The sequence below is a fragment of the Xenorhabdus santafensis genome (genome assembly GCF_033949405.1).
Lineage (GTDB): Bacteria > Pseudomonadota > Gammaproteobacteria > Enterobacterales > Enterobacteriaceae > Xenorhabdus > Xenorhabdus santafensis.
Genome location: NZ_VCDN01000045.1, coordinates 17,201 through 44,166 on the forward strand (window position 1 = coordinate 17,201; position 26,966 = coordinate 44,166).

The window sequence follows — 26,966 nt, forward strand, 5'->3', positions numbered from 1 at the left end:
AAAAACAAATCGCACATAAATGACCAGTAAACAGAAGTAAAATGAAAGTAAGTTGAAACTATATAAAGTATAGGTATTAACATTTCGCCAAGGTCAGTTTTAGTTTTCGATTACATCCGATTATCGAGAGTTTATTATTTGAATTAACACTTAACTCAAACTAATATAGCTATGTTTTTGATAGTATTGCCTCGTTTTCCCTGTAAAAAACATATTGGAGCGGTGCATGGTAATTACCTTAACTGATGTAAACAAAAACAATTATGAAGCTGTTTGTGACCTGACAGTCGCGGAAGATCAATTTGATTATGTTGCAGAAAATACATACTCCATTGTTCAATCCAAGTTTTACCCCTCCTATCAAACACGTGCAATTTGTTTAAATGGGGAACCTGTCGGTTTTTTCATGTGGGTGCCAGATGATAACCACGAAATAATGATTTGGCGGTTTATGGTGGATAAAAACCATCAAAACAAAGGAATTGGCCGAAAAGCACTCTCGCTGGCGCTTGATGAAATCAGGCGAACAGATCAGTTGAAAACAATCGCAATCAGTTATGCTCCGGATAATCTCGTTGCGAAAAATCTTTATGCCAGTTTTGGATTCATTGAGGTTGGCATAGATGAAGAAATTGATGAAATGATAGCAGTTATCAAGATCTAAGAATATTCATAATATCGATCTCGATTTGATGGTTCAGTGCTATTGTTTTTTGACTAAGGCACTAAATCATCATGTTGTTAAAAATCCCTCACAAAGGTTAAATAGCCCTACCCTAAAAGCAAAAAAATTGTCATTCTCAGCAAACAACTGCACCAACCCACTGGATGACCATAAATTAATGTCATTATATTCCGTGTCATCTAGCAGTAATCTTTATACGCCCATTAGAATTGTCCATTTTTGGCTTTAATTTGTCTAAAAAAGCATTCCATAAATCAGCATGATTCTCTTATGAATAAAAAACACATTGTTATAATTGCTATGCCAGATTGTTTATCTACAGATTTAGTCGCTCCAAGCGATGTATTTAGTGTAGCTAACGATATTTTAGCAAAACAATATGGCCAGTCTGAAAAGACATCAAGCTATAAAATTACTTTTGCCTCTGCGACACAAGACTTGGAACTAAAAACAGATAATGGATTGGTGATTAGATGCCAAACCTCTATCTATGATCTTCATGGGCCGATTGATACTTTAATCGTGGCGGGATTTTCATCCCATGTACCATGGAATAGTTACCCTGATTTATCTCATTGGCTCAAATCTAAAGCTGCTGATATACGCCGTATTGCTTCCGTTTGTGTAGGTGCTTTTGCATTGGCTGAAGCAGGGTTATTAGAAGGAAAAAAAGCAACAACACATTGGAATGCCTGTAAAGAGTTACAAAATTCCTATTCAAAAATTGAAGTTTTGCATGATGCCATTTTTGTCAAAGATGGCTCTACTTACACCTCCGCAGGTGTATCGTGCGGTGTTGATCTAGCGTTAGCATTGGTTGAAGAGGATTTTGGTCAGCGTATTTCATTAAAAATCGCCCAATTATTTGTTTTATATTTAAAACGATCAGGTGGTCAATCACAATTCAGCTTCTTACTTCAGCAACAATTTTCTGATAAAGAACCCATTAGCATACTGCAAGAATGGATCACGAATAATCTACATAAAGAATTAAAGACCGCTATTTTAGCGGAAAAGGTTGCCATGAGTGAACGCAATTTTGTACGCGTATTTCAGAGCGAGGTAGGTGTAACCCCTGCGAAGTATGTTGAAAAAATGCGTATTGAATATGCAAAACAGTTACTGTCTGAAACAAATTTAACTTTAGACAAGATTGCAATGAAATGTGGTTTTACCAATAAGGATATTATGGGAAGAGCATTTAAAAGGAATTTAAAAATAACACCAAATTATTATCGCCTGCATTTTGAATTGTCTTAATTATGAGTTTTAATTTAAGGTTATTAAAATGAAAACCCGCATTAAAAGCATCATCAAAAATACGATTGTTTTACCTCTTATTTTATTGGCTCCTATACCTTCTCTTACATCATCTTACGAGTTAAAATCACTCCATCAAAACCCGCCTGAAGTATTAACCTTAGGAATGGTCGTCTATGATGAATTTGAACTATTGGATGTTTTTGGTCCTTTAGAAATGTTCGGATTGTTGCGTGATAAAGTCAACATTGTGCTAATCGCTGAGAAATTAGGAAGTGCAAGAAGCAGTGCTGGGCCATCGGTTACAATTAATAAAACCTTTGAACAAGTGGGAAATCTCGATATTTTACTGGTGCCAGGCGGAGAAGGCAGCCTTGAAGAGATCAATAACAAGGCGTTACTTGATAAAATAAAAACACTTTCTGAAAAATCGACTTATGTTGGTACTATCTGTACAGGATCAGCTCTGTTAGCGAAAACAGATTTGCTTAATGGCAAAAAAGCCACAAGCAATAAAGAATCTTTTCAGTGGGTTACAGAGCAAAATAGAGCGGTAGATTGGGTAAGAGAAGCAAGGTGGGTAGAGGATGGGAAATACTTCACTTCTTCTGGAGTCTCTGCCGGTACAGATATGTCGCTGGCGATGATAGCCAAGATTTATGGCATCGATACTGCGGTTTCTTTTGCAAAAATGGCTGAATATGAATGGAACGATAATCCTCATCACGACATTTTCGCAAAGAAATATGGGTTAATAGATTAGTGCCCATATTATAACGATATTCTTAAAACTCGATGATTAATTTAATCAAGCATTAATTAATAGGGCTGTAAGTAATTTATTTACTACAGCCCTATTATCATATTAAGACGCTATATTTTCCATAGCCTGAAAAATACGCTTGTCAGATATTGGATAAGCCGTACCCAATTGCTGGGCAAACAGGCTAACCCGGAGTTCTTCAATCATCCAGCGAATTTCTTTTACTTCCGGTAGTTGCTTTTGCTGAACAGACAGTTTTGCCAACCATTGTTGCCATTGACGTTGAATATGTTCAATCCGGCTCATGTGCGCCCGATCTTTGTTAGGATCAACCGCCAGTTTTTCCAATCGGCGTTCAATGCCATTTAAATAGCGCAAAACATCCACCAGCCGCTTCCAACCATGAGATGTCACAAAGCCATTAAAGACCAGACCTGATATTTGCTCTTTAATATCGGATAAGGCAAGTGCGAGGGCAATATCCACCCGCCCTTTCAGACGCTTGTTGATATTAAAGACAGCCGTCAGGATCTGTTCTACCTGTTTGGCAACTTCCACTACCGCGTCATTCAAATCAGCACGCACTTTATTTTGCAAGTCAGAAAATGCCTGCTCATTCCATGCCGGCCCACCATGTTCTGCTATCAGTTTATCCACACCACAGGAAATGCAATCGTCGATCAAATCCAACACTTTGCCATAAGGATTGAAGTACAGCCCCAGCTTAGATTTGTTCGGTAATTTCTCATGCAGATATTTTATCGGCGATGGTATATTCAACAGCAACAGCCGGCGCGTGCCTTCCCACATTGCATTTTGCTGTTCAATTTCAGTTTCGAACAGTTTAATGCCGATACAGTCCTTTTCATCCACCAAGGCCGGGAATGCTTTGACGGAATAACCACCGCGCTTTTGCTCATAGCGCTCAGGCAATTCACCAAAGCTCCAGATGTGCAAGCCACTTTGTTCAATACCATCATCTGCAACCGCTGAAAGAGTTTCTTGAACTTTTCCTTTCAGTTTCAGCTTCAAAGCGGATAAATCTTTGCCTTCAGCCAACAATCTGTTTTTCTCGCCCGCCCTTTCTTCATCAAGAATACGGAATGTCATCTTTAAATGATCAGGTACTTGTTCCAACTGCCAGTCTTCACGTGACACCGTCACGCCAGTCATGCGGCGGAGTTCCCTTTCAAGGCTCTCCAATAACGCGCCTTGTGGTTGACTGACCCGTTCCAGAAATGCTTGTGCATAGTTAGGTGCAGGTACAAAATTACGACGTATCGGTTTTGGCAATGATTTGATTAATGCGACAATTAATTCATGGCGAATTCCCGGAATTTGCCAGTCGAATCCTTCATCTCTAACCTGATTCAATACCGGCAAAGGAATATGAACTGTCACGCCATCGGCATCAGTTCCCGGCTCAAATTGGTAACTTAAACGAAATTTCAAATTATCTTGATGCCAATAATTCGGATAATCCAACGCGCTGACTTTATTGGCATCCCCTTTGATCAACATGCTCTTTTCAAAGTTAAGCAATTCTGGTTGTTCTTTGCTTGCAACTTTCCACCAGCGATCAAAATGACGGGATGATACGACATCCTTGCCGATTCTTTGGTCATAAAAACTGAACAAGGTTTCATCGTCCACCAAAATATCCCGCCGACGAGATTTATGTTCCAGTTCTTCTACTTCTTCACGCAATTTTAGGTTAGCGCGGAAGAAAGAGTGGCGAGTCTGCCAGTCCCCTTCGACCAATGCGTGGCGGATGAACAGTTCGCGACATAACATGGGATCTTTTTGGCTGTAGTTCACCAACCGCCCTGCGACAATAGGCAGGCCATACAGTGTGACTTTTTCCGTGGCCATTACAGCACCCTGCGATTTTTGCCAATGTGGTTCACTGTAATGATGTTTAATTAAATGAGTTGCCAGTGGTTCAATCCATTCAGGTTCTATACGCGCGGCAATCCGCCCCCACAACCGACTGGTTTCAACCAATTCCGCCACCATTCCCCATTTTGGCGGCTTCTTGAATAATCCCGAGCCAGGAAAAATAGAAAACCGGGCATTGCGTGCGCCTGTGTATTCCTGTTTATCCGTATCTTTCTGACCAATATGGGATAAAAGCCCTGTCAGCAAGGCAACATGGATACTGCGGTAATCCGCTTCTTGGCTATTGATTGGTAAGCCAATCTCTTTCACTACTTGCCGCAGTTGTGTATAAACATCCTGCCATTCTCTGACGCGAAGATAGTTCAGGTAATCCTGACGACACAGCTTGCGGAACTGGGAACTGGAAAGTTCTTCTTGCTGCTCCTGCAAGAAATCCCACAATTTCAGGAATGCAATAAAATCAGAATCCTTATCAGCAAAACGGCGGTGCTTTTCATCAGAAGCCTGTTGTTTTTCCAGCGGCCTTTCCCGTGGATCCTGAATGGATAGTGCCGAGGCGATGACCATGACTTCTCGAACGCAACCATGCGCTTTGGCTTCCAGAACCATGCGGGCTAAACGCGGATCGATAGGCAGTTGTGCCAATTGCCGCCCCATTACTGTCAGTCGATAAATACCTTCCGACGAGGTTTCCGGATCAATCGCCCCTAACTCTTCCAACAACCGGACACCATCTTGAATGTTACGTTTGTCCGGCGCTTCAACAAATGGAAATGCACTGACATCCCCTAATCCAATAGAAGTCATCTGCAAAATGACAGAAGCCAAATTGGTACGCAGAATTTCAGGATCTGTAAATTCCGGCCGTGATAAATAGTCATCTTCCGAATAAAGACGAATGCAAATACCGTCTGAAACTCGCCCGCAACGCCCTTTGCGCTGGTTGGCCGATGCTTGTGAAATAGGCTCTATCGGTAAACGCTGTACTTTGGTTCGATAGCTGTATCGGCTTATACGCGCAAAACCCGTATCAATCACATATTTGATGCCCGGTACAGTCAGCGATGTTTCTGCTACGTTCGTTGCCAGAATAATACGCCGGCCAACATGCGGCTGGAATATTCGATTCTGTTCACTGTTGGATAACCGTGCAAATAGCGGCAAGATTTCGGTATGCAGAAAGTTTTGTTTATTGAGCGCATCCGCGGTGTCACGAATTTCCCGTTCGCCACTCATAAAGACCAGTATGTCACCGGCACTTTCCCGCCCCAGTTCCTCCACCGCATCAATGATGGCTTCAAGTTGATCCCGGTCACCGTCACTATCATCACTCGCCACAGGCCGGTAACGGACTTCCACCGGATAAGTACGCCCGGAGACTTCAATAATGGGGGCTTTATTAAAATGACGGGAGAAACGTTCAGGGTCAATGGTGGCTGACGTGATGATAACCTTCAGATCAGGGCGTTTCGGCAACAACTGCCGTAAATAGCCAAGGATAAAGTCAATATTCAAGCTTCGTTCATGGGCTTCATCGATAATCAACGTATCATATTGCAGCAGTAAGCGGTCTTGTTGCAATTCCGCCAACAAAATGCCATCAGTCATCAGTTTGACTAAAGTGTTGTCGCTAACCTGATCACTAAAACGGACTTTGTAACCCACCGTAGAACCAAGCGGAGTTTCCAACTCATCAGCAATGCGGTTGGCAACTGAACGTGCCGCTAAGCGGCGGGGTTGGGTATGGCCGATTAACCCTTTGACTCCCCTTCCCAATTCAAGGCAGATTTTCGGGATTTGGGTGGTTTTCCCCGATCCGGTTTCCCCGGCAATGATAACAACTTGGTTATCCCGAATAGCTTTATAGATGTCGTCTTTCTTTTGGCTGACCGGCAAATTTTCAGGATATTTAATTGATGGACAAGCAGCTTGGCGATTAATGACTTTCTGTTTTGCAACCGCAATATCCGTAGAAATGGATTGAGCAACTGCCTGCTGGGATGCTTGGTTCTTAATTTTTGCTGCGCCATGCAGGCGTTTTCTCAAGCGGAACTGATCGCGCAGCGATATGTGATCAAGTTCAGCGAATAATTTAGCGATAGGTGCGGTCAAGGGTAATTCCACAGTGATAAATCCTTGTGACGTTTTTAACTGAGTAGCGCTGTCTATGCAGGCTCAGAGGATAATTGCTCTTACGGCTTAATGCTTAAAAGTGTAACATATTTTATGTAATTCAATGTAATTCATATACAATCCCCTCTTAGCTAATTTATGGCTTTGCACGCTAGCTAGGTAGTTGTTCAATAAATTTGAACTCCAATCTCGAAATAATGAACTATTAGAGTTTCGGTTTACCACTTAACATAGCACCACTCCACAATAATAAACAAAGTTACAATTTGCCCTTTGTTATATAAGGAACTGAAAATGAGTAAAGTGCTCGTATTGAAATCAAGTATTCTGGCACAAGCATCCCAAAGCAGTAAAATGGCGGATTATTTCGTCGGAGAATGGCTGTCTCATCATCCTGATAGCCAAGTGACAGAGCGCGATCTGGCTAAGAACCCTGTTCCGGTACTGGATAGCGAAATATTCAATGCGTTACGCCAAATCAGTACAGAATTATCAGAACAGCAAAAAGCAGCTCTGGCTTTGTCAGATGAGATGGTTGCAGAGCTAAAAACACACGATATCATCGTGATCACGGCACCAATGTATAACTTTACGATCCCCACACATCTAAAAAACTATTTTGATTTGGTAGCTCGTGCAGGATTGACTTTCCAATATACCGAGAAAGGCCCTGAAGGTTTACTGAAAGGTAAACGAGCAATTATTTTAGCCAGCAATGGTGGTTTCCATAAAGACAGCCCAAGGGATACCATCACGCCATACCTCCGTGTTTTTCTCGGGTTTATCGGTATTACTGATGTGGAATTCGTATATGCAGAAGGTCTGTCACTAAATGAAGAATCGGCCAAACAAGCCCACCTGACGGCCAATAAATCGATGGATAATGTCATTCAGAAAATGGCCCAGGCACAACCCGAAGAAGCTGCCGCCTAAGCATACTAAAAGCAAACCTGAGAACATCCCCAAAAATAAGCGCGCTGTGTGGCGCACTTATTTTTTCACCCAATTGCCGTTGATACCACGAACATATTCCCCTGCCGCCGCCCGGCTTACCAATTTTTCACCTGCGATTTTCGCAACTTGATCGGCTGTCATATTATTTTGAGCTGCGATTTCAGCGTATCTTTTTTCTCGTTCATTGTTAATTTTTTGAACCACAGACTGCGCATCCTGAGTATTTTTTACAGGTGCCAGATAGCCGCTGAATGTCTCTCCGACCAACCCTTGTTGTTTTGCTTCACTCAACGTCACGCCTATGGCAAAAGAGCTGAATAGCAGACTCAATACAAATACTATTCCTGCTTTTTTCATATCCCCTCTCTTAGAATAAGTCAGAGTTATTTTTGAGCATATCCTCAACTTGCCTATCAACTTTAATATGGATCTCATGCTCAATCTTTACATTCATATTGATGTTGATGGGTTTATCCGGTGTCGCCATTTCCAGCCTGACACACCCCATCAACATCAGGCTGCTCAATATCATGCTCCCCAGCATCATTCGCATCCTGACATCCTGCAACCTGCACCCAATTTCTGTTATCATTTGTCACTCCCGCCCATTACAGATATATTTTTCTGTAACCATTCTTCCAGATTACTGCCAAAACGCAGGCTGTGCCATAATTGAAAAATATTCTCCTCATGGCGATAATTGAGCCGGACTTCGCGCCGCCTATCCACCACAGGGTTAACCCCACTAATTTCCGAATTCAATCGCAACACACCCAAGTTATCCAGCGTAACATAGGCCTTTGAATGGCTTATTTCCAAATAACGCAACCAATCCATTGCCAAACCTGCGGATAAGTCATTTTTCCCGATGGAGTCTACGGTATCTTTATCCAGTCTTAAGGTTAAGTCCCCTTCATTGGATATCCATCCTTTTTTGATAATCCAGTTGTTATCATTCAATAACACAGGCAATTCGCCGCTGATATGGCCTGACATTGCCATTTGCTTGACTTTCAAGACACCAAATAATTTACTCAAATTCAGTTTATTGAACCGCAAGACGGCTGCCTCTTTTTGCGGCAGTTGCAATTCACCCATCTCCAATTTGCCATCCAATAGATCAACATTCACATTACTCAATCTCAATGGGTTAGCATCGGTTGGCGGATAAAAACCCTGCAAATCAGCCGTCACATTCTGCATGGCAAATAAGCTCTGAGCTAATTTAATGCGCAACTGAACAGAAGATGTCACCCCCAGTTGCCAAGTATGCTCCTGCAAGCGCCACGGCAAAACGAAATCCAAACCATCAACTTCTCCATTTTTTAGCCACATGCCTGCATTTTTCACAACCCAATGCCCACCGGCACGCAAACCTTGCCCTTTCGCTATTGAAAAAGCGGCCTGAGCGTAAATATTTCCGCCACGCAATGTAATCCCCAAATCCGGCGGTATCAAAGATTGGAAAGCCAACAACGATTGTCGCGGCCAACGAGCTTCTCCCCTCAAACGCTCACCATCCCAGCGCCCATACAATGGGATGGGGCCAATGCCTTTAGCATACAGTTTGCCATTTAACATGAAGTTTTCAGGTGATTGCCCAACCAATGAGGCTTTAAAATCAAAGGGGGGCAAAAATCCCCCGGAACGGAATTCAGTTCTCTTCGCTGACAATTGCAATGACAATTGCAAATCCCCCTCTGACGCGGGACGATTTACGGGCCTTTGCCAAACGAGGGGCTGAACTAACGTTAAACGCGGATCGATAATTTTCACCATGCCATGTTGAATACGATCAAACCCCGTGCTTAATTTATTCACCGTTATCCGTGATTGAGTCCAATCGCCTGTGCCCGCAATATCCCATTTTGCTTGTAGCGGAGGCAGATTCCCATTCCCCCAATAACGCCATTTCCAATTTCCGTGATCGGGAATGAAATTTTCTGCATAACCATCCAGATGTATTTTGAATGCTCCCCAATAATTGTCTTGCGCTTGCACAATGGCCTGAAGCCGCCCCGTGAACCCATCACGAGTCAATTGAGTTCCTGCCAGTGGCAAACGGGCTTCTTTGACAAAAAAAGTTTCACTCACTTTTCCCCATGCTCTAAATAAAGCGCCTGACCGAAACGTGATTTTAGGCGCAGCCAGCGATCCCGTCACAACAGCAGGCAATGACATGGTCATAAGCATGGAATTTCTGTTCATTTGCCCGGTTAGCTGGAATGGAATATGGGCATCGGTAATATTGATGGAAGTTGGCGGTATTGAAAGGACGACGTTGCCTTTACCTTGTTCGTTTTGCGTAACCAGATTCATCCGCCCGCTGACAGTCATTCCTGACAACCCTTTTTTCCATTGTTCGAAACGCATATTTATCCCGCCAGACAGTGGTTGCCCTGCGTTCAGCCATTGCCATTTACCATTCGTTATCTGAAATTGAGATTCATCAAACGACCAAGGTAGCTCCGCCAGCATGTGTTTTTTCTGTTCTTCTGTGACGGTAAGTTGCCCGGTTTGCCCTTTCCATTTCAATGCCAATTGCAGTGGCTCAGGATATTGGCTCAACGATAAATAGGCGCTGACTTGCCCCTGTTCAGGCCAGCTTTCAACATCCAAAGGCAATTCGATATCACCTTTCAGATTCATCTCTTGCTCAGGCAATTTCACAAAAACCTGCTGAATAGTCAGCGTTTTTTTATCTGTTATGTTCGCACTGAGTTTTAGCTGTTCCCCTTGATAAGAAAAGGTTTGTTTCTGAGGTGAAGAGCTGAATTGAAATTTGCCGGCAAATTGCTGCCACGGCATTAATGTGAAACGATCAACCGTCACATTAATCGCAGGTACAGAAGAGATTATTTCCTGAATCGATAAAGGTGCAGACTGTTTTTCTGCCGGCAGTGCTGCCAATAATTGCGTCAAACACTGGTTTTGAACGTCAATGCCATCTGCATGAATCTCCCAATCATGGCCTTGATTATTTTTGCGAGATGCATTTTCACGATACAGATACGCCGCGGACAGACCTGATATGCCCATCAATTCACACTCTTTTGCTCTTAATGACAGGTGATCCAGCCATATCCCCTGTTTTTTCCATTCAGGCTGGCTTAGCGAGAGAGTAACCCCCTGTGGCAACCAATAACTGGCTAACCAAGGTACCCAACGTGGAAGTGTAAACCACCCCACCAAAACCAATAACACCAGCAATATCAACACCACTGCGAACACTTTCAATAGCTTGGTCATCAAATCCATATCTCATCTTTTCAACCTAAGAGCAACTTCCTGTTATGATAGTCTCATATCAGGCTCTGAGCCGATTTATTATACTGGCTATTATGAAGAATGGCTTATTCGAGTATAGCGAGATATAACGCTTAGAGTCTTCAATAGAAATCATTATTGCTCACAGACTTGCAGCAAGATGAGTTCAAGGAACGATTCGAATGATTTCACAGTTACTGTAGGGTGGAGATGTTGTTATGAAATTGGTTGTTTACAGTACAAAGCAATATGATCGTAAGCATTTTGAAATGCTCAACCAAAAACTTGGCCTTGACTATCACATCGAGTTTTTTGACTTTCCCCTGAGCGCACAAACAGCCAAGAATGCGATTGGAGCAGATGCGGTTTGTATTTTTGTCAACGATGACGGCGGGCCGGAAGTTCTGCAAGAATTATCAGAGATGGGTATCAAGATCTTGGCATTGCGTTGCGCAGGCTTCAACAATGTTGATCTCGATACAGCCAAAGAGTTAGGCATTAAAATTGTCCGAGTGCCCGCTTACTCACCTGAATCAGTTGCTGAGCATACCGTTGGGCTGATGCTGTGCTTGAATCGGCGTATTCACCGTGCTTATCAACGTACCCGAGACGCTAACTTTTCTCTTGAGGGGCTGACAGGTTTCAATATGTACAAACGTACAGCGGGCATTATTGGTACGGGAAAAATCGGCCTTGCCACCCTACGGATTTTGAAAGGATTCGGGATGCGTTTGTTGGCTCATGACCCATACCCAAATCCAGAAGCCTTGGATATGGGAGTAGAATATGTTGATTTAGATACGCTATATGCTGAATCAGATATTATTTCCCTGCATTGTCCCATGACGCCAGAAAATCACCATCTACTGGATGAAACTGCATTCAGTAAAATGAAAGATGGTGTGATGGTCATCAATACTAGCCGAGGTGCCCTCATTGATTCCATTGCTGCCATAAATGCATTGAAACAGCAAAAAATTGGTGCCTTGGGCATGGATGTTTATGAAAACGAACGCGAACTATTTTTCGAAGATAAATCAAATGATGTGATCCAAGATGATATTTTCCGCCGCTTGTCTTCCTGTCATAATGTGCTGTTTACAGGCCATCAAGCATTTTTGACAGAAGAAGCGTTAACCAGCATTAGCGAAACTACTTTACAAAATATCCAACAACTTACCTCCGGGAAAGATTGCCCGAACCTCGTTGGATAATGTCAACAAACATCAGGAGATCAAATGAAAAAAGCGATTCCATTAGTGGTCGCCACTTTACTACTTACAGCGTGTCAGTCTCAAGAAGTTAACGCCACAGGAAATGTCACAATCAAAGACTTACAAAATCATCATTTTGCTCTGGTCAGTGTCAATAGTGAGGATGTTTCAAATAAAAACGATAGCAAACTCTCCATTACATTTGGTAAAGACATGCACATATCCGGTGCTATGTGCAACAATTTCATGGGAGTAGGCAAATTAAGAAATAGCATTCTGACTGTAAACAACTTGGCCAGCACCCAGATGTCTTGTGTTAACAATAAGCTTAATCAGTGGGATAGAGTCATCAGTAATGTACTGACTAAAGGAGCAAAAGTCAGTTTACAAGGCAAGCAGCTCATCTTAGTGCAAGGCCAAAACACGTTGATTTATGCTTTACGGGATAGGGAATTTGCTCAATAAGTTAACGCGCAACTCATTCAGATTCAGTCTCATACGTTATTTTTTCTGTTTTAAAAACTATACGCTCACATAATTTTTCGATTACCCAGTATAACGCTGGGTAATCTGATAAACGGAAAAACATGGCAGCAGTTATTGTAAAATAATTAGTTGGAGCATGGTTTTTATGAGAGAAACCTCGCCTTAGCGAGGTTATAAGATTTTTTTCATATAGTTGTTTATTATGACAACATAATACCAATAGCCAGTGTTACCATAATCCAAACCCCTACAAACGTTATATAGCTCATCAATCTGTTATTCATTTTTTCACCTTCCCTTATTATCAAACAAATATCCATAGCTGCACGGTAGTGGCTTTGATTGTCTGAAATAAAAATCTTTTCGACAGTACCTTATATATATTGGGTAAGCAGCATGTGCGCTATTTTAATATTTATTACAATGAGCATAAAAACGGCTGGGTTGTTTTAGGAACAAGACAATTCCTGAGCGATAAGCCAGAAATTAAAGAAGATGAAATATATTAGAAGGAGAGCTGTTTTTATCAGAAAAAACTACAAATATGATAAAAACAGGCTCCAACGATCCCATATTGAATGTTTTAGCTGCCGCCCATTAGCGTTCGAATGGCCTTTTTCCGGGCCTTAATCCCCTGAGCCAGCTTCTGTATGTTGTTTTTCGGGATAAAGCGCTGCACTCCAGTTACTGTAAGTACAAACAAATATGGAAGGATCTTTGTTTGAAAATGGTGTCGCCATGGATTTAATTTTTTCGGTTAACTGCATAGATTCCATTGTGGAACTGCCGATATAAGTCCCACTGGGAAGGCGGTGCCATTTCCCATTAGGAAAGCGAATAGATTGGCTGAATTGATTCGCCGTCATCCTTTTATGCAATTTGTCATAACCATCAGAACCTGTACCATACAGTTCTATGCGAACCAAATAACTTGCCATCTCTCTTTCCTTGTATCGACTATTGAACAAACAAGTTATCAGTTTTTCTTTACTATTTAAAGCCAGAAAAGAAAGAAAAAAACCGATATTAATGGCTATTTCTTCTAATGCCTATTGAAGAAAACTGTAAAGCCGATAGGCACTAAAAGCCCGCTTTAACGGGCTAGTTAATGGGATCTTTTATGATAGGTTATATATTCTGACAATCGAAATACTTGTTACACTGCTACCATTACTATGTTCATGAGCTTCAGACAGTGCGGTATTAATTACCTGCTCTAAAAAACCATTAACCACACCATCACTCCAATCAAAATCGAAAGAAATCTGTGAACTCACCAAAACGGTATTATCATTACCAAGGCCATTAAATGAATAAATTTTAGTGATCCATTGCTTGTTATTTTCTGTCATCCTGCCAACAAAATATGCAACCTATCAAATATTAATCAAGCCGTACTCTCCAGTATTGATGAGCCACTTTTATTGCATTCAATTACATTGTAAGAGCGGCTTAATTCTCAATTAATAACAGCATAAATAATTACAACCCGCAATTTCCTGCGGGTTGTAACTTATATTTTCTGCTGCCTTGTATACAATTCAGTTCACAAAGGTTTTCTTAACTCGCACAGAAACCATAAAATAAGGTATCCATATAGCAGCAGTAATAACCTGCTGTAAAACAGGAACGATAAGAGTATAGTCGATTGAATGCCCCAACCCATCAACAACTAGGTAAACAGTAATACTTTGAATAACAATATTCAATAAGCGTAATAATATATAAAAACGAGGGGTTTGCTTTGATTTGTTAAAAAATAGAGTGGCAGTATGAATAGTTAATAAAAATAAGAGGATATTACCTATAAGAGTGAATATGACTGTCTGCTGCAATGTAGCATAATATGAAACACTAGGTATTGTATAAACCGCCACCCCAATCTGAAATATTAAGATGATTAGTGATAATATTAAACCTATCGCAGGCAGATAAAGCCACCCCCCTATTTTCTTAAAAGACGCCTCCGCACATTCTTCGCAATATTCTGTGTATTGAGGTATTTCTTTTTTACCACACTGAGTACAAAACCATTTATCCATATTGGTAGACCTTTCCCATTTCTGTTTATATTAATTGACTGATTCTGTCGCCAATAGCTGTCTGGCAATAACCGCAATTTTACGGGTTATTTAGCAATCAACACGAGCATGAGGCACGGTGAGATTTGGCATTGGCTTGAGAAGACATCCCCAAGCCTATTACACATGATATAAAATCCCTTTTATATCAATGAGTGAAATAACGACTACTCTGGCTTATTCAAAATATGATCTTCCCACTTCACCACATCGACTTCACGTACAGCAATATGTCTGACTGAAATGCGCTCTGCATGCATGGCGGATTTAGAACCACTGACTAATGGGTGCCACGGTAACAATTTTTTTCCTTCACCAATCAAACGATAAGCACAGGTTTGTGGCAACCATTCAAAAGTGAACATATTATCACGGGTTAATTTGATGCAATCCGGTTCGTAATCGAAGCGGTCTTCATAATTCTTGCATTGGCAGGTTTTAATGTTCAATTGATTGCAGGCAACGTTGGTGAAATAAATTTCATCTGTGTCTTCATCCATCAACTTATGCAGGCAGCACTGGCCGCAGCCATCACATAATGCTTCCCACTCTTGATCTGTCATTTGTTCCAGGGTTTTTACCTGCCAGAAAGGTTGAGACATAATTTCTGTCATTCCTCATGGTTAAATCACTCTGGTTATCAAAATATGCTCATTGAGAGCGATGTTTAGTAAATCACCAGATTGTAGTGCCCCTACGCCTTCAGGTGTACCCGTTAAAATGATATCGCCTGCGCGCAGGGTGAAAAAACGTGACATATAGCTAATCAATGGAATGATAGGCGTTCGCATGTCACTCGTATTGCCGTTTTGCCGCAATTCGCCGTTAACTGTTAAAGACAACTGAGCGTTTTGGGGATCGCCAAAAGCATTAACAGGAATAAAACCCGATATCGGGCATGAACCGTCAAATGCTTTGCTTTTTTCCCATGGCTGCCCCGATTGTTTAAATTCTCGTTGCAAATCACGAAGTGTCAAATCCAGTGCGACCGCAAAACCCGCGATAGCCTTGCTGACGCGCTCCTCATTGGCATTCTTGAGGGAGGAACCAATCAAGACGGCCAATTCAATTTCATGGTGCACTGAACCTAATTCTTGTGGGATTGAAACCGGCTGGCTGAGATCACAAAGTGCCGTTTCAGGCTTGATGAATATTACTGGCTCTTCGGTAGATTGAGAGCCCATTTCTTTCATGTGCTTAGCATAATTGCTACCGACACAAACAACTTTATTGGCAGGAAATTCCAACAATACTCCCTGCCAATCCCGATGCTGATACATAATATTCTCCCCCGACGATTCCAATATACTGAGCCCAATCCACAAGTTTACAGCTATTATAGATTCAAAATTTGATTTCCATTGTGCCTTGATCGTTACTGGGCAAGGAAATGAACGCCTTGTGTGATCCCGTCAGCCATCATACCAACACTGAGCGCAAAATAGTAAGAGCGATTCCAGTGCATGATAGTACGGAAATTTTGTGTCACCCAAAATGCGCGCCCCTTTGAATCATCCGGGATGACAATCCAGCTTTTGGTGTTGGCTGGTAAATTAGCAAAATGCGGCGATGAAATCCCCAGTGCCTGCCATTGAGATAAGGTTTTCCCTTGCTCAGTTTTAACACCTTCTAAAGCAGTATCAAAACCCTCAGGCAATGAAATTGCATATCCCCACGGCAACCCTTTTTGCCACCCTTCCTTAGATAAGTAATTGGCGGTTGAGGCGAATACATCTTCCTTATTCTGCCAAATATCAATTTTTCCATCGCCGTCACCATCCGCACCATAGGTTAAATATGATGTCGGCATGAATTGGTTTTGCCCCATGGCACCTGCCCAAGAGCCTTTTAATGTTTGATCTTCAGCAATATATTGGTTTTCCATTATTTCTAACGCAGCCAATACCTGCTTAATGAAAAACGCTTCCCGCCGCCCTTCAAAGGCCAGTGTGGACAATGCCGATATGACATTTTCTTTGCCCTGAATTTTGCCAAAGCCGCTTTCCAGGCCCCATAAGGCAACAATATAGGCTTCCGGTACGCCGTATCGATTGCTGATTTTTTCTAATTGCGGAAGATGGTTTTTATATTGGGTAACACCTTGCTCGATTTTCCATGCGGGCAAGACACGGTTTAAATAACCATCCAGAGTCACTTTTTTCTCTGGTTGGTTACGGTCAGCCTTAATCACGCGTGGAATAAAGCGGATATCGGAAAATGCTCGATCCAACGTTTTTTCACTGAATCCTTGCTTACGGGCTTGCTGTTTCAGCAAGGCAACATAAGCAGGAAATTGTGCCGGTTCACGAACTCCCAACGGAAAGTGCTGTTCCAGCTTTTTGGTGTCTATTTGCGCTTGCCTGATTTGCTCAGATGGGCTGTACATCTGGTTGCTATTTGATGTACTGCAACCTGTCAGCAGAGTTGCTGTCAATAAGGTCACTCTAGTGATTAATTTCATAAATCAGCTCCTCAGCTTAGAATCAAGCAATTGCCAACCATCATTTATTATTTGATTGACGCCAGATGCTCATCGATTAAATTTTCCACAGGCGGCGGTACTTGCAAGTAAAATCCTTGCTCATTTAACGCTGTCTTTACTTTTTCAATATCCGCATTGGCTAATTTTTTTCTGTTTGATAATGAAATCATCATTGAATACTGCGGTTTACCAAAAGTTTTTAATAATTCTTCTGGAACGCGTGAAAAATCATCTTTTTTCTCAATATAAAGATAAGTTTGGTCACGTTTAGGGCTTCGGTAGATTACACAAATCATTGTCATAAACTCTTTTAAATTAACTCTGCGACTTGCTTGAATAATTCACTAACTATAACATGCTTATTATATTTAAGAATATCGTCTTCCTAAGACCGATCTAGGAAATGTTTTAAAATTATCTTGGGAAACTTAACCTTGCTGAGTCAGAATATCGATGTCACAGTCGCCAATTGAGCTAAAAGGCAGTAATTTTACGCTTTCGGTCGTTCATCTGTATGATGATCAGCCGGAAATCATTCACCGAGCCATACAGGAGAAAATGGAACAGGCACCCGAGTTTTTGAAGAATGCACCAGTCGTTATCAATATATCTGCCCTTCCTATTGAGGCAGATCTTCTTGCACTTCACCGGGCGATTGAATCCGTCGGATTACGGGTTGTTGGTATCAGCGGTTGTCAAAATGAAGAACAACGAAAAATTGTTTTAAAATCGGCTCTTCCTTTATTGAAAGAGGGAAAACGGCTTAAAACATCCATTCAAGAAAATAAACCAACTGAACCTATTTTCAAAAAAACTCGTATAATTAATACACCTGTTCGCTCAGGGCAACGAATTTATGCACCAGACAGTGACCTTATTGTGACAAATAATGTTAGCGCTGGTGCAGAATTAATCGCTGATGGAAATATTCATATTTACGGTGTGCTACGCGGACGAGTATTGGCAGGCGCATCTGGCGATCGAGAAAGCCAGATTTTCTGCACCCATTTAAATGCTGAACTCACCTCTATTGCCGGTCAATATTGGCTCAGCGAACAAATCCCAGAAAATTTTGTTGGTAAATCCGCAAAATTACGTCTGGTGAACAATGAATTAACTATTGAAACCTTAGTCTAGCCCTTATAACAAGGAATCGCTTCATGGCACGCATTATTGTTGTTACATCTGGTAAAGGTGGCGTTGGCAAAACCACTTCAAGCGCGGCCATTGCTACCGGTCTCGCCCAAAGAGGAAAAAAAACTGTCGTTATCGATTTTGATATCGGCCTGCGTAACCTCGATTTAATCATGGGCTGTGAACGCCGAGTGGTCTTTGACTTCGTGAACGTGATTCAAGGTGATGCCACTTTGAATCAAGCACTTATCAAAGATAAACGCACAGAAAATCTCTATATTCTGCCTGCATCTCAAACTCGTGATAAAGATGCCCTCACCCGTGAGGGCGTTGAGATTATTCTGAATGAATTAACTCAACAAGGGTTTGATTTCATTATTTGCGATTCACCGGCAGGAATTGAGAGCGGTGCATTAATGGCACTCTACTTTGCCGATGAAGCAATTATTACAACAAACCCGGAAGTTTCATCTGTCCGTGACTCTGATCGCATCTTAGGTATTCTGGCATCGAAATCGCGCCGCGCAGAACAAAGCGAAGAACCTATCAAAGAACATCTTCTGCTGACGCGCTATAATCCAGGACGTGTGAACCGTGGCGATATGCTTAGCATGGAAGATGTACTGGAAATTCTGTGTATTCCTTTGCTTGGTGTCATTCCGGAAGATCAATCCGTTCTCCGTTCATCCAACCAAGGAGAACCCGTGATTCTGGATAAAGAATCCGATGCCGGTAAAGCATACGAAGATACTATCGCACGTTTACTCGGTGAAGAGCGGCCTTTCCGTTTCATCGAAGAAGAGAAAAAGGGCTTTTTAAAACGCCTGTTTGGGGGGTAACGCATGGCTTTGTTAGATTTCTTCCTGTCGAGAAAAAAACCGACAGCCAATATTGCCAAGGAGCGGCTGCAAATCATCGTGGCAGAGCGGCGCCGTGGTGACTCCGAGCCTGCTTATTTGCCAGAAATGAAACGGGATATTTTGGCTGTAATCTGTAAGTATGTACAAATTCATCCAGACATGCTTTCTGTACAGTTTGAGCAAAAAAACGATGACATCTCTGTGCTGGAACTTAATGTAACATTACCTGAGGTTGAGGAATCGCCAAAATAGCGGCATCAAATTGTGCTATTTAATTTAAGGTTGTGATTTTTCAGGGATAATAAATCGGGATGCTAAAACATCCCGATTTATTCTGTTTTATCAGGAACCCGGTAATGACATTCGGGATTCATTAATCATGCCACACCCACTTTCTCAGGCTGCTTTTTTAATAGGCTGCCAAAATTTCCGCAATGGGTTCAGCCAGCAACTTCCCACGCCAACCCCGAAGTAGTTCCGGTTGATTTTCCGATGATTTCAGTTTCCAATGCCAAGAAAGCAATTGGTTGATTTGCCTGCGTGACGCCAGCAATTCTGTGCTGAACTGATGGTTTTCCCCTACTTGGGCAATCAATGACTTTATTTCTTTAAATGCCTTGCGATATCCCGGGTAATCTACCAGATTCATAATCTGAGCCGGACATTCTTCATCTGGAATATCCCGAGTTTCTGCAACCATCGCCAGCAAACGGCGACCGTGGCAACGAATCTCCTGCCCACTTAGCCCCAGGGCATCCAGTTCTCCCAAAGATGTCGGCATATAACGGGCCACTTGCCATAAATTTTCTTCACGGATCACGAAATTGATTGCTAGATCACGCTCCCGAGCCTGATTTAACCGCCAGCCAGCCAATTTTTTCAAGCAAGCCAATTGCTTTGGGCGTAATTGCCATGCATTGCTAATGTCTTTATAAGCACATTCCGGCATCAATATTTCTTTACGTCGTTCAGAAATCAAATCACTTTCATCTTTTGCCGCCTCCAGATACCCCGTCTGCTCAGTTTTTGCTAACAGAATATCGGCAAGCGGCAATAAATAATAAACATCTGCCGCAGCATATTTGCACTGTTTCTCACTCAATGGGCGAGCCAGCCAATCGGTACGGGATTCACTCTTGTCCAATTCTACATGCAAGTATTCAGAAACCAGTGTTGCGAAACCGCATGATATCGGATGCCCAATAAATGCAGACAATACTTGAGTATCAATCAAAGGTGTTGGCAGACATTGAAAACTGTTCCCAAAAACTTCCAAGTCTTCACTGCCAGCATGAATAAGTTTTAAGACATTCGGATCAGTCAGTAGATCCTTGAAGGGCTGCCATTGCGAGATTTCGAGGGGATCAATCAGAGAAAGATTTTCACCATCAAACAGTTGTATCAACCCCAATTGCGGGTAATACGTACGTATACGTACAAATTCGGTATCGAGTGCAATTCTTGCATGTTTTTTTGCCTGTTCACAGATTGTCTGTAATTGGGCATCGCTAGTAATCAACTGATAATTATAATCAGAAGATGAAATATCCTTTAAATACATTACGTTACGCAGCCATTGAAGCTAAAAATATAGTATATGTACACGATTATGTACAAACAATAAAAATTTCTAAACATCCATCATTCGGATAGTTGTTTCTTATAGTATTAGACATAGTTTCCACTTACCACAACTTTAACCAATTCAGGACAGGAGATATTGAGAATGCATTTAAGGTAGGCAATATGAATTGGGAATGAAGTGCATAATAACGCCGGGTGAAACCGGCGTTATTAATATCAAAGACAGAGGGGTATATGCTCAATTTGCGGCAATATTCTCTGCTTTTTCTGCTTTTTCTGCTTTTGCTAACTCTTCATTGCGTAATTCCTTGCGAAGAATTTTACCCACATTGGTCTTGGGTAATTCATCACGGAATTCAATCAATTTTGGTACTTTGTATCCCGTCAGATAACGACGGCAATGTGCCTTAAGTTCATCGGCAGTTAAGCTCGGGTCTTTACGTACCACAAATATTTTAACCATCTCTCCTGAGTTTTCGCTCGGAACGCCGATGGCTGCCGATTCCAATACCTTAGGATGGGACGCAACAACATCTTCAACTTCATTTGGATAGACATTAAAACCGGAAACCAGAATCATATCTTTTTTCCGATCGACAATGTGGAAAAAGCCTTTCTCATCTATATTGGCAATATCCCCGGTAGCCAGCCAGCCGTCTTGCAATATCTCTGCCGTGGCATCAGGGCGATTCCAGTAACCTTTCATCACCTGTGGCCCACGAACCCACATTTCACCGGCTTCTCCCAAAGGAACTTCATTGCCATCACTTCCAACCAGTTTGATTTCTGTCGACGCCACGGGCAAACCGATGCTGCCGCTATATTGTGTCAAGTTATGAGGATTGGCGGAAACCAAAGGAGCACACTCTGTTAGCCCATAGCCTTCCAGCAAATGGCAGCCAGTCATATTTTGCCACTTCTCAGCAACCGCTCTTTGTACGGCCATACCGCCACCAACAGATAAGCGCAATGAAGAAAAATCAACCTTCTTGAATTCGGGATTATTCAACCAGGCATTAAATAGCGTATTAACCCCTGATAGCGCAGTGAAGCGATAACGCGAGATCTCTTTAAGAGTTCCATTCACATCACGAGGGTTGGTAATTAGCAGATTCTGTCCGCCCAGTTCAATAAATAACAGGCAGTTTATCGTCAGGGCAAAAATATGGTAAAGAGGCAATGCCGTGATTATTAACTCTTCCCCCGGTTTCATTAATGGAGAGTAATTGCCTTTGGCCTGCTCAAGGTTTGCCAGCATATTGCGATGAGTCAGCATCGCGCCTTTCGCCACACCAGTCGTGCCGCCGGTATATTGCAGAAAAGCGAGATCCTCACTTTTCACATCAGGTTTGACGTACTGCATCCGGTAGCCTTTCTGCATAGCGCTACGGAATGAAATGGCATCTGGCAGGTGGTATTTCGGCACAAGCCGTTTAACATATTTAACAACGAAATCAACAAGCGTTCCTTTCGGGCGGGAAAGCTGATCACCCATTCGAGTCAGGATAACGTGTTTAACTTTTGTTTTGAATACGATTTTTTCTAAGGTATGCGCGAAGTTAGAAACGATAATAATAGCTGAAGTTCCACTATCATTGAGCTGATGCTCTAATTCACGAGGGGTATAGAGCGGATTGACATTGACAGCGATCATTCCTGCCCGCAAAATTCCAAATAAAGCAACGGGATACTGCAATAAATTTGGCATCATCAATGCCACGCGATCCCCTTTTTTCAGCCCTAGCCCATTTTGTAGATAGGCGGCAAAGGCACGGCTACGTTCTTCCAGTTTGCGGAAGGTCATTACCTCGCCCATATTGATGAATGCGACTTGATCAGCATAATTTGCCACAGCATTTTCAAACATTTCAATCAACGACGAATAACGGTCGGGATCGATTTCTGCCGGAACATCTGCCGGATAGTGTTTTAGCCAGACTTTTTCCAAGTTGAATACTCCTGAAATCTAATTGCGGTGTAACCACTGACCATAAAAAAACCAGAACTATATATTTAACAAATTATTAACTCAGCGTACCAGTTTGAAAAGCGACAATGTTCAGGTTGGCGATACACATCACTATTTTATTATCATTAATTACTGCAAAAAATAAGGCAGCTTCTGCCGCCTGCCTATTTTTATGTTAACAATCAATAAATTACATAAATTATTGACACTTCTATTTATAATTCATTGATTATACACCTATTTACTAGTTTTTGACTTAAAGTCTCTTAATTATTCCAAATAGTTATAACAATAATACTTCATTGAAAGATAATTATTAAGAGTAATAAGGCTAAAAAAATAAAACTCGCACATAAAATAGCCTCATCGGAAATGAGGCTATTGGAAATGGTATTTTCGATTTTATGGAAGGAAACGCGACTTAGCCAACAACTCCTCTACCCTGTCGATTTATTCAGTCAATATCGTTTCAACTGATGCTGGCCGGGATGATGGATAACCATGCCAATCCATATACGGATAACCATAATAACCCCATGATTCAATACCTGCCGAAGGCGGGAATATAACCCTCTGAGACTCATGCCAACGTTTAAAACCCGTGACATTCAACACGACATAATCATACGGGCTATTACCTACGTTTCCTTTCTCGATGCCGATAATCGGCCCCACAACAGTGACATAGCGATCTTTAAAATCACTCGGTTCTAAAAAGCGATCCACGTTGGCATAAATTCTCCCCAAAGACGCAGACTCTAAACGTGGTGAGGCGTTAGCTGCCAATGGCATAGCAGAAATTTCCAACCGGGTTTGGTCTTTTTCATTCAGTACCCCGAGCACTTTTCCGCCAAACCGCCCTTCATGCCCAATGTATATTTCAGGTGCGTTTTTAACAGAAAATAGATTCTCTACAGGTGGCTTGGCGGTTCCTTTAATCGCATCAGGAACCGATACACAACCTACAAGCATCACCGTTCCCAACAGCATCACCGCTTGCCACATTCTTCGATAGTGAGTTCTAGTGAGCATAATTCCTCCAACTCAGGAAACCATATAAAAGATTTTATACGACAACGTTAGCTTTCAAGTCACAGAGAAGCAGCAAAGGAACACATCCCCAATGGCATGAGTGACGCTATGCAACCGGGGAAATGATGGAAGTAAACGCAGCCAAGATCAATACGTTCGGTTTACAACAACGCACGATTTACGACAGCGTACAACTTAAAAGGTGAGAAGCGTATATTTCATGGACACCACTTCTTGTCACAAGTTGCATGAATTTTAGTGCACCGGGCAAAAGACCTTCAACGGCCCGGAAGTTTTTTCCATGTCACTTCATTACGCAGGTAGACCGGTTCAGCATGTTCAACTGCCGTTGCTTCCCCTGCTTCCCACATTTGAACTGCCAGTGGCAGCATATCCTCTGCGTGAGGTAAAGTGATGCCGCTGGTTATCAATGCCAAGCCGCTATCCAGCAATTGTGGATATGCTTCCCATCCTGTTCCTGCAATTGCCCATTCACCAGACAGAGTACTTATTATTGCCTGTGCCTGTTCAGGTTTCAAAACTGCTTCTGTTTCATTTCCCTGCCATTCACCCAAATCATTGCGGGTGTACTGCCCCCAATATATTTCTCCCATACGTGCATCAATCGCAACTAAAACCTGGGTTGCCCCTTTCAGGCGAAATGCGCCCTGCGCCATTGTTTTTAAGGAAGAGACACCAATCATCGGTAATTCTGCGCCCAATGCCAGACCCTGAGCGATGCCAATCCCAATCCGCACGCCGGTAAAACTGCCGGGGCCACGACCAAATGCCAATGCATCCAGTTGTTGCAGGCTTATATTTCCTTTCGACAAAACATCTTGCACCATAGGCAAGATACGCTGAGTGTGCTCTCGTGGAGAAATTTCAAATTGTGCCTCAACGGCACCATCATTCAAAAGTGCAACAGAACAGGCTTCAGTTGCAGTATCAATAGCTAAAATCCGCGTGGACATGCCTTAACTCCGGCAAGAATAGAATTCGAAACAAAGGGCTATACTATCATAGCCCCACTGATTTTACTCTGACTGTGATGGACGTGATTTCAGAAACATAGCCGCTTTTGCTAAATCACGGGTGCGGGGAGCCGGCGGCAAACTATTGAGAAAGACTTCACCATAGGGGCGCATTACCAACCGATTATCGCAAATCACTACAACACCATAATCATCAATATCGCGGATCAAACGCCCAACCCCCTGTTTCAGGCTGAGCACGGCATCGGGAAGTTGCACTTCATTAAAAGCATCGCCGCCTTTTAACTGGCAATCTTCAATGCGCGCCTTGAGCAACGGATCATCCGGGGCAGTGAATGGTAGTTTATCAATAATGACACAAGACAAGGCATCACCACGCACATCCACTCCCTCCCAAAAACTCCCTGTTGCGACCAAAATTGCGTTACCTGCCGCAATAAACTGTGATAATAGTTTCCCCTTGCTCGTTTCCCCCTGCACCAAAACGGGCAATGTCATGCTGGCCCTGAACTCTTCTGCCAGATTGCGCATCATTTGATGGGAAGTACACAAGAAAAAACAACGCCCTTTATTGCTTTCAATCAGAGGCTTCAACATCCGGGCCAACCATTTAGCCCCACCATTCTGATTTGGTGACGGTAAATGGCGCGGCACGCACAACAACATTTGGCGTTCATAATCAAAGGGGCTGGGCAATAATAACGTTTGAGCGTGTTTTAAACCTAAACGTTCCGTGAAATGATCGAGTTGTTCATTGACCGATAAGGTTGCAGATGTAAAAACCCAACAACCTGACTGTTCACGGATCATGTCACTGAATTTATCAGAGACGGATAAAGGAGTCAGCGCCAATAAAAAGTGACGGCCATAGCTTTCAAACCAATAACTATAATTGGGTATTGTGACATCAATCAGACGCTTCAGGCGGTTGCGATAGAGTGTCGCCCGTTCAAAAGCGACGTCCAGCATGGTTGAACGCCCCAAAGAAAGTTTCATGACGTCATAACAAAGCTCCAGGGCATCATCCAGCCTCACAAGCATCCGCTGAACCTGCTGTTGTTGCAAAACCTCGCGCAGATTGCCCCGATAACTGTTTTCACCCAATGACAGGCGGAAATCCTGCACACTTTGGCTAAGCCGATCGGCACTTTTTTGCAATTGGGCCTGATCACGCAATTCAACCCGGTAAGCCAAGATGATATCCCGTGATAAATCGAGCAATTGGCGGCTGCTTAATTGTTGCCCAAAATATTGGCTGGCAATATCAGGAAGCTGATGTGCTTCATCAAATACGACAACTTCAGCTTGCGGAATTAATTCCCCAAACCCCGTATCCTTAACAACCATATCCGCCATAAACAGATGGTGATTGACGATAACCACATCGGCTTCCATTGCCTTTCGGCGCGCTTTCAACACGAAACATTCATGGTAACTCGGGCAATCACTGCCAAGGCAATTATCATTAGTGCTCGTCACCAACGGCCAAACGGAACTATCTTCCGCAACCTGATGGCAATTGCTGATATCACCTTCTTCCGTTTGAACTGACCAAGATTTCAGTTTGATGACTTCTGCCAGTATTTCAGCATCTAGCTGGGAATTGCCGATGGACTGCTGTTCGAGACGTTCAATACATAAGTAATTTGAACGCCCTTTCAACAAAGCTAAATTACCCTCGAAACCCAAGGCATTTACAATGGTAGGAAGATCACGATTATAAAGTTGATCCTGCAACGCTTTAGAGCCAGTAGAAACAATCACCTTCTTGCCAGAACGCAGGGCTGGCACCAGATAAGCAAATGTTTTACCCGTACCTGTTCCTGCTTCCACAACCAACTGCTGCTTATTCTCGATTGCAATGGTAATCGCCGAAGACATTTTTCTTTGGGCTTCACGCGGCTTAAATCCCGCTATAGCCTTGGCTAGCACGCCATTTTTCGCAAAATCGTCTGACACAAACTGTCTCTTTCAATGAAATGATTTTAATGATCAGATAACTACTATCCATAAATGATAACTCATTTGGCATTAGGATGCTGCGCCAACTTCCTGAAATGCTGCTGAGTCACTTCTTATGTCAATGCAATTTTCCTTTAACTTTCCAGCCCTACTTGAATTGGAATATAATCTTTCCCCCAAGAATACACAGGCAGATAAACTATCCC

25 protein-coding genes are annotated in these 26,966 nt (G+C 42.5%); 9 read left to right on the top strand and 16 right to left on the bottom strand.

Annotation, left to right across the window (positions count from 1 at the left end; genetic code table 11):
* Positions 1-226 precede the first annotated feature (226 nt).
* The 3 genes from FE392_RS11910 (at position 227) to FE392_RS11920 (ending at position 2,708) form a co-directional block, all read left to right on the top strand.
* Positions 227-664 (top strand): GNAT family N-acetyltransferase, encoded by a 438-nt coding sequence (locus FE392_RS11910; protein ID WP_319930446.1) that lies wholly within the window; start codon positions 227-229, stop codon positions 662-664.
* A gap of 291 nt (positions 665-955) precedes the next feature.
* On the top strand, positions 956-1,945 hold the full coding sequence (locus FE392_RS11915) for a GlxA family transcriptional regulator (RefSeq protein WP_319930447.1): 990 nt from the start codon (positions 956-958) through the stop codon (positions 1,943-1,945).
* Between the two features lie 28 nt (positions 1,946-1,973).
* Positions 1,974-2,708: a DJ-1/PfpI family protein gene (locus tag FE392_RS11920; protein ID WP_319930448.1), complete on the top strand. Its 735-nt coding sequence runs from the start codon at positions 1,974-1,976 to the stop codon at positions 2,706-2,708.
* Between the two features lie 102 nt (positions 2,709-2,810).
* Here FE392_RS11920 and hrpA read toward each other — a convergent pair whose 3' ends face one another.
* Positions 2,811-6,731, bottom strand: coding sequence for an ATP-dependent RNA helicase HrpA (hrpA, locus tag FE392_RS11925; RefSeq protein ID WP_439153483.1), 3,921 nt, complete (start codon positions 6,729-6,731; stop codon positions 2,811-2,813).
* A 303-nt stretch (positions 6,732-7,034) separates the two neighbouring features.
* Here hrpA and FE392_RS11930 point away from each other — a divergent pair, with 303 nt between their 5' ends.
* Positions 7,035-7,673: an FMN-dependent NADH-azoreductase gene (locus FE392_RS11930; protein ID WP_319930449.1), complete on the top strand. Its 639-nt coding sequence runs from the start codon at positions 7,035-7,037 to the stop codon at positions 7,671-7,673.
* A 57-nt stretch (positions 7,674-7,730) separates the two neighbouring features.
* Here the strand turns inward: FE392_RS11930 and FE392_RS11935 are convergent, their stop codons facing one another.
* From FE392_RS11935 to FE392_RS11945, 3 genes are read right to left on the bottom strand one after another with little or no spacing between them, the layout of a single operon-like run.
* The gene (locus tag FE392_RS11935) at positions 7,731-8,051 is read right to left on the bottom strand and encodes a YdbL family probable chaperone protein (protein WP_319930450.1); all 321 of its coding nucleotides are present in this window, start codon (positions 8,049-8,051) and stop codon (positions 7,731-7,733) included.
* Between the two features lie 10 nt (positions 8,052-8,061).
* On the bottom strand, positions 8,062-8,247 hold the full coding sequence (locus tag FE392_RS11940; protein WP_319930498.1) for a YnbE family lipoprotein: 186 nt from the start codon (positions 8,245-8,247) through the stop codon (positions 8,062-8,064).
* A 35-nt stretch (positions 8,248-8,282) separates the two neighbouring features.
* Entirely contained in the window at positions 8,283-10,952 is a 2,670-nt protein-coding gene (locus tag FE392_RS11945; protein WP_319930451.1) for a YdbH family protein, read from the bottom strand.
* A gap of 227 nt (positions 10,953-11,179) precedes the next feature.
* Between FE392_RS11945 and FE392_RS11950 the strand changes: the two genes are divergently transcribed.
* Positions 11,180-12,175, top strand: coding sequence for a 2-hydroxyacid dehydrogenase (locus FE392_RS11950; protein ID WP_319930452.1), 996 nt, complete (start codon positions 11,180-11,182; stop codon positions 12,173-12,175).
* Between the two features lie 24 nt (positions 12,176-12,199).
* The gene (locus FE392_RS11955) at positions 12,200-12,640 is read left to right on the top strand and encodes an META domain-containing protein (protein WP_319930453.1); all 441 of its coding nucleotides are present in this window, start codon (positions 12,200-12,202) and stop codon (positions 12,638-12,640) included.
* A gap of 647 nt (positions 12,641-13,287) precedes the next feature.
* Here FE392_RS11955 and FE392_RS11960 read toward each other — a convergent pair.
* The 7 genes from FE392_RS11960 to FE392_RS11990 form a co-directional block, all read right to left on the bottom strand.
* Entirely contained in the window at positions 13,288-13,599 is a 312-nt protein-coding gene (locus FE392_RS11960) for a DUF2622 domain-containing protein (RefSeq protein ID WP_319930454.1), read from the bottom strand.
* A 180-nt stretch (positions 13,600-13,779) separates the two neighbouring features.
* Positions 13,780-14,013, bottom strand: coding sequence for a hypothetical protein (locus FE392_RS11965; RefSeq protein ID WP_319930455.1), 234 nt, complete (start codon positions 14,011-14,013; stop codon positions 13,780-13,782).
* 189 nt (positions 14,014-14,202) lie between these two features.
* Positions 14,203-14,703: a DUF2569 domain-containing protein gene (locus FE392_RS11970; RefSeq protein WP_319930456.1), complete on the bottom strand. Its 501-nt coding sequence runs from the start codon at positions 14,701-14,703 to the stop codon at positions 14,203-14,205.
* A gap of 206 nt (positions 14,704-14,909) precedes the next feature.
* Entirely contained in the window at positions 14,910-15,347 is a 438-nt protein-coding gene (gene ycgN, locus FE392_RS11975) for a cysteine cluster protein YcgN (protein WP_319930499.1), read from the bottom strand.
* A gap of 18 nt (positions 15,348-15,365) precedes the next feature.
* Complete coding sequence (locus FE392_RS11980) at positions 15,366-16,022, bottom strand: fumarylacetoacetate hydrolase family protein (protein ID WP_319930457.1); 657 nt, start codon at positions 16,020-16,022, stop codon at positions 15,366-15,368.
* A gap of 95 nt (positions 16,023-16,117) precedes the next feature.
* Positions 16,118-17,203, bottom strand: a complete 1,086-nt coding sequence (locus FE392_RS11985; RefSeq protein WP_319930458.1) for a lytic murein transglycosylase — start codon at positions 17,201-17,203, stop codon at positions 16,118-16,120.
* A gap of 47 nt (positions 17,204-17,250) precedes the next feature.
* Positions 17,251-17,520: a YcgL domain-containing protein gene (locus FE392_RS11990; RefSeq protein ID WP_319930459.1), complete on the bottom strand. Its 270-nt coding sequence runs from the start codon at positions 17,518-17,520 to the stop codon at positions 17,251-17,253.
* Positions 17,521-17,677: 157 nt separating this feature from the next.
* On the opposite strand from FE392_RS11990, the gene minC reads away from it, so the two are divergent.
* From minC to minE, 3 genes are read left to right on the top strand one after another with little or no spacing between them, the layout of a single operon-like run.
* The gene (gene minC / locus FE392_RS11995; protein ID WP_319930460.1) at positions 17,678-18,361 is read left to right on the top strand and encodes a septum site-determining protein MinC; all 684 of its coding nucleotides are present in this window, start codon (positions 17,678-17,680) and stop codon (positions 18,359-18,361) included.
* A gap of 23 nt (positions 18,362-18,384) precedes the next feature.
* Positions 18,385-19,197, top strand: a complete 813-nt coding sequence (gene minD / locus FE392_RS12000; RefSeq protein ID WP_319930461.1) for a septum site-determining protein MinD — start codon at positions 18,385-18,387, stop codon at positions 19,195-19,197.
* A gap of 3 nt (positions 19,198-19,200) precedes the next feature.
* Positions 19,201-19,470 (top strand): cell division topological specificity factor MinE, encoded by a 270-nt coding sequence (gene minE / locus FE392_RS12005; protein ID WP_092508601.1) that lies wholly within the window; start codon positions 19,201-19,203, stop codon positions 19,468-19,470.
* A gap of 157 nt (positions 19,471-19,627) precedes the next feature.
* On the opposite strand, the gene rnd is transcribed toward minE, so the two are convergent.
* The 5 genes from rnd to yoaA form a co-directional block, all read right to left on the bottom strand.
* Positions 19,628-20,779, bottom strand: coding sequence for a ribonuclease D (rnd, locus tag FE392_RS12010; protein WP_319930462.1), 1,152 nt, complete (start codon positions 20,777-20,779; stop codon positions 19,628-19,630).
* A gap of 261 nt (positions 20,780-21,040) precedes the next feature.
* Positions 21,041-22,750 carry a long-chain-fatty-acid--CoA ligase FadD gene (fadD, locus tag FE392_RS12015; protein ID WP_319930463.1) on the bottom strand — a complete coding sequence of 570 codons (1,710 nt, stop codon included), beginning with the start codon at positions 22,748-22,750 and terminating at the stop codon, positions 21,041-21,043.
* A 471-nt stretch (positions 22,751-23,221) separates the two neighbouring features.
* Positions 23,222-23,803: a Slp family lipoprotein gene (locus tag FE392_RS12020; RefSeq protein ID WP_319930464.1), complete on the bottom strand. Its 582-nt coding sequence runs from the start codon at positions 23,801-23,803 to the stop codon at positions 23,222-23,224.
* Positions 23,804-24,081: 278 nt separating this feature from the next.
* Positions 24,082-24,777, bottom strand: a complete 696-nt coding sequence (gene tsaB / locus FE392_RS12025; RefSeq protein WP_319930465.1) for a tRNA (adenosine(37)-N6)-threonylcarbamoyltransferase complex dimerization subunit type 1 TsaB — start codon at positions 24,775-24,777, stop codon at positions 24,082-24,084.
* A 63-nt stretch (positions 24,778-24,840) separates the two neighbouring features.
* On the bottom strand, positions 24,841-26,757 hold the full coding sequence (gene yoaA / locus FE392_RS12030; RefSeq protein ID WP_319930466.1) for a DNA repair helicase YoaA: 1,917 nt from the start codon (positions 26,755-26,757) through the stop codon (positions 24,841-24,843).
* Between the last annotated feature and the right edge of the window lie 209 nt (positions 26,758-26,966).

What these genes read in the sequence shown, in the direction of transcription:
- FE392_RS11915 (WP_319930447.1), top strand. Translation starts at nt 956, where the DNA reads ATGAATAAAAAACACATTGTTATAATTGCTATGCCAGATTGTTTATCT.
- minE (WP_092508601.1), top strand. Translation starts at nt 19,201, where the DNA reads ATGGCTTTGTTAGATTTCTTCCTGTCGAGAAAAAAACCGACAGCCAAT.
- FE392_RS11910 (WP_319930446.1), top strand. Translation starts at nt 227, where the DNA reads ATGGTAATTACCTTAACTGATGTAAACAAAAACAATTATGAAGCTGTT.
- FE392_RS11955 (WP_319930453.1), top strand. Translation starts at nt 12,200, where the DNA reads ATGAAAAAAGCGATTCCATTAGTGGTCGCCACTTTACTACTTACAGCG.
- rnd (WP_319930462.1), bottom strand. Translation starts at nt 20,779, where the DNA reads ATGTATTTAAAGGATATTTCATCTTCTGATTATAATTATCAGTTGATT.
- FE392_RS11920 (WP_319930448.1), top strand. Translation starts at nt 1,974, where the DNA reads ATGAAAACCCGCATTAAAAGCATCATCAAAAATACGATTGTTTTACCT.
- tsaB (WP_319930465.1), bottom strand. Translation starts at nt 24,777, where the DNA reads ATGTCCACGCGGATTTTAGCTATTGATACTGCAACTGAAGCCTGTTCT.
- FE392_RS11930 (WP_319930449.1), top strand. Translation starts at nt 7,035, where the DNA reads ATGAGTAAAGTGCTCGTATTGAAATCAAGTATTCTGGCACAAGCATCC.
- minD (WP_319930461.1), top strand. Translation starts at nt 18,385, where the DNA reads ATGGCACGCATTATTGTTGTTACATCTGGTAAAGGTGGCGTTGGCAAA.
- FE392_RS11990 (WP_319930459.1), bottom strand. Translation starts at nt 17,520, where the DNA reads ATGATTTGTGTAATCTACCGAAGCCCTAAACGTGACCAAACTTATCTT.
- FE392_RS11935 (WP_319930450.1), bottom strand. Translation starts at nt 8,051, where the DNA reads ATGAAAAAAGCAGGAATAGTATTTGTATTGAGTCTGCTATTCAGCTCT.
- FE392_RS11950 (WP_319930452.1), top strand. Translation starts at nt 11,180, where the DNA reads ATGAAATTGGTTGTTTACAGTACAAAGCAATATGATCGTAAGCATTTT.
- FE392_RS11970 (WP_319930456.1), bottom strand. Translation starts at nt 14,703, where the DNA reads ATGGATAAATGGTTTTGTACTCAGTGTGGTAAAAAAGAAATACCTCAA.
- FE392_RS11945 (WP_319930451.1), bottom strand. Translation starts at nt 10,952, where the DNA reads ATGGATTTGATGACCAAGCTATTGAAAGTGTTCGCAGTGGTGTTGATA.
- FE392_RS12020 (WP_319930464.1), bottom strand. Translation starts at nt 23,803, where the DNA reads ATGCTCACTAGAACTCACTATCGAAGAATGTGGCAAGCGGTGATGCTG.
- FE392_RS11940 (WP_319930498.1), bottom strand. Translation starts at nt 8,247, where the DNA reads ATGCGAATGATGCTGGGGAGCATGATATTGAGCAGCCTGATGTTGATG.
- minC (WP_319930460.1), top strand. Translation starts at nt 17,678, where the DNA reads ATGTCACAGTCGCCAATTGAGCTAAAAGGCAGTAATTTTACGCTTTCG.
- FE392_RS11960 (WP_319930454.1), bottom strand. Translation starts at nt 13,599, where the DNA reads ATGGCAAGTTATTTGGTTCGCATAGAACTGTATGGTACAGGTTCTGAT.
- FE392_RS11965 (WP_319930455.1), bottom strand. Translation starts at nt 14,013, where the DNA reads ATGACAGAAAATAACAAGCAATGGATCACTAAAATTTATTCATTTAAT.
- FE392_RS11980 (WP_319930457.1), bottom strand. Translation starts at nt 16,022, where the DNA reads ATGTATCAGCATCGGGATTGGCAGGGAGTATTGTTGGAATTTCCTGCC.
- FE392_RS11985 (WP_319930458.1), bottom strand. Translation starts at nt 17,203, where the DNA reads ATGAAATTAATCACTAGAGTGACCTTATTGACAGCAACTCTGCTGACA.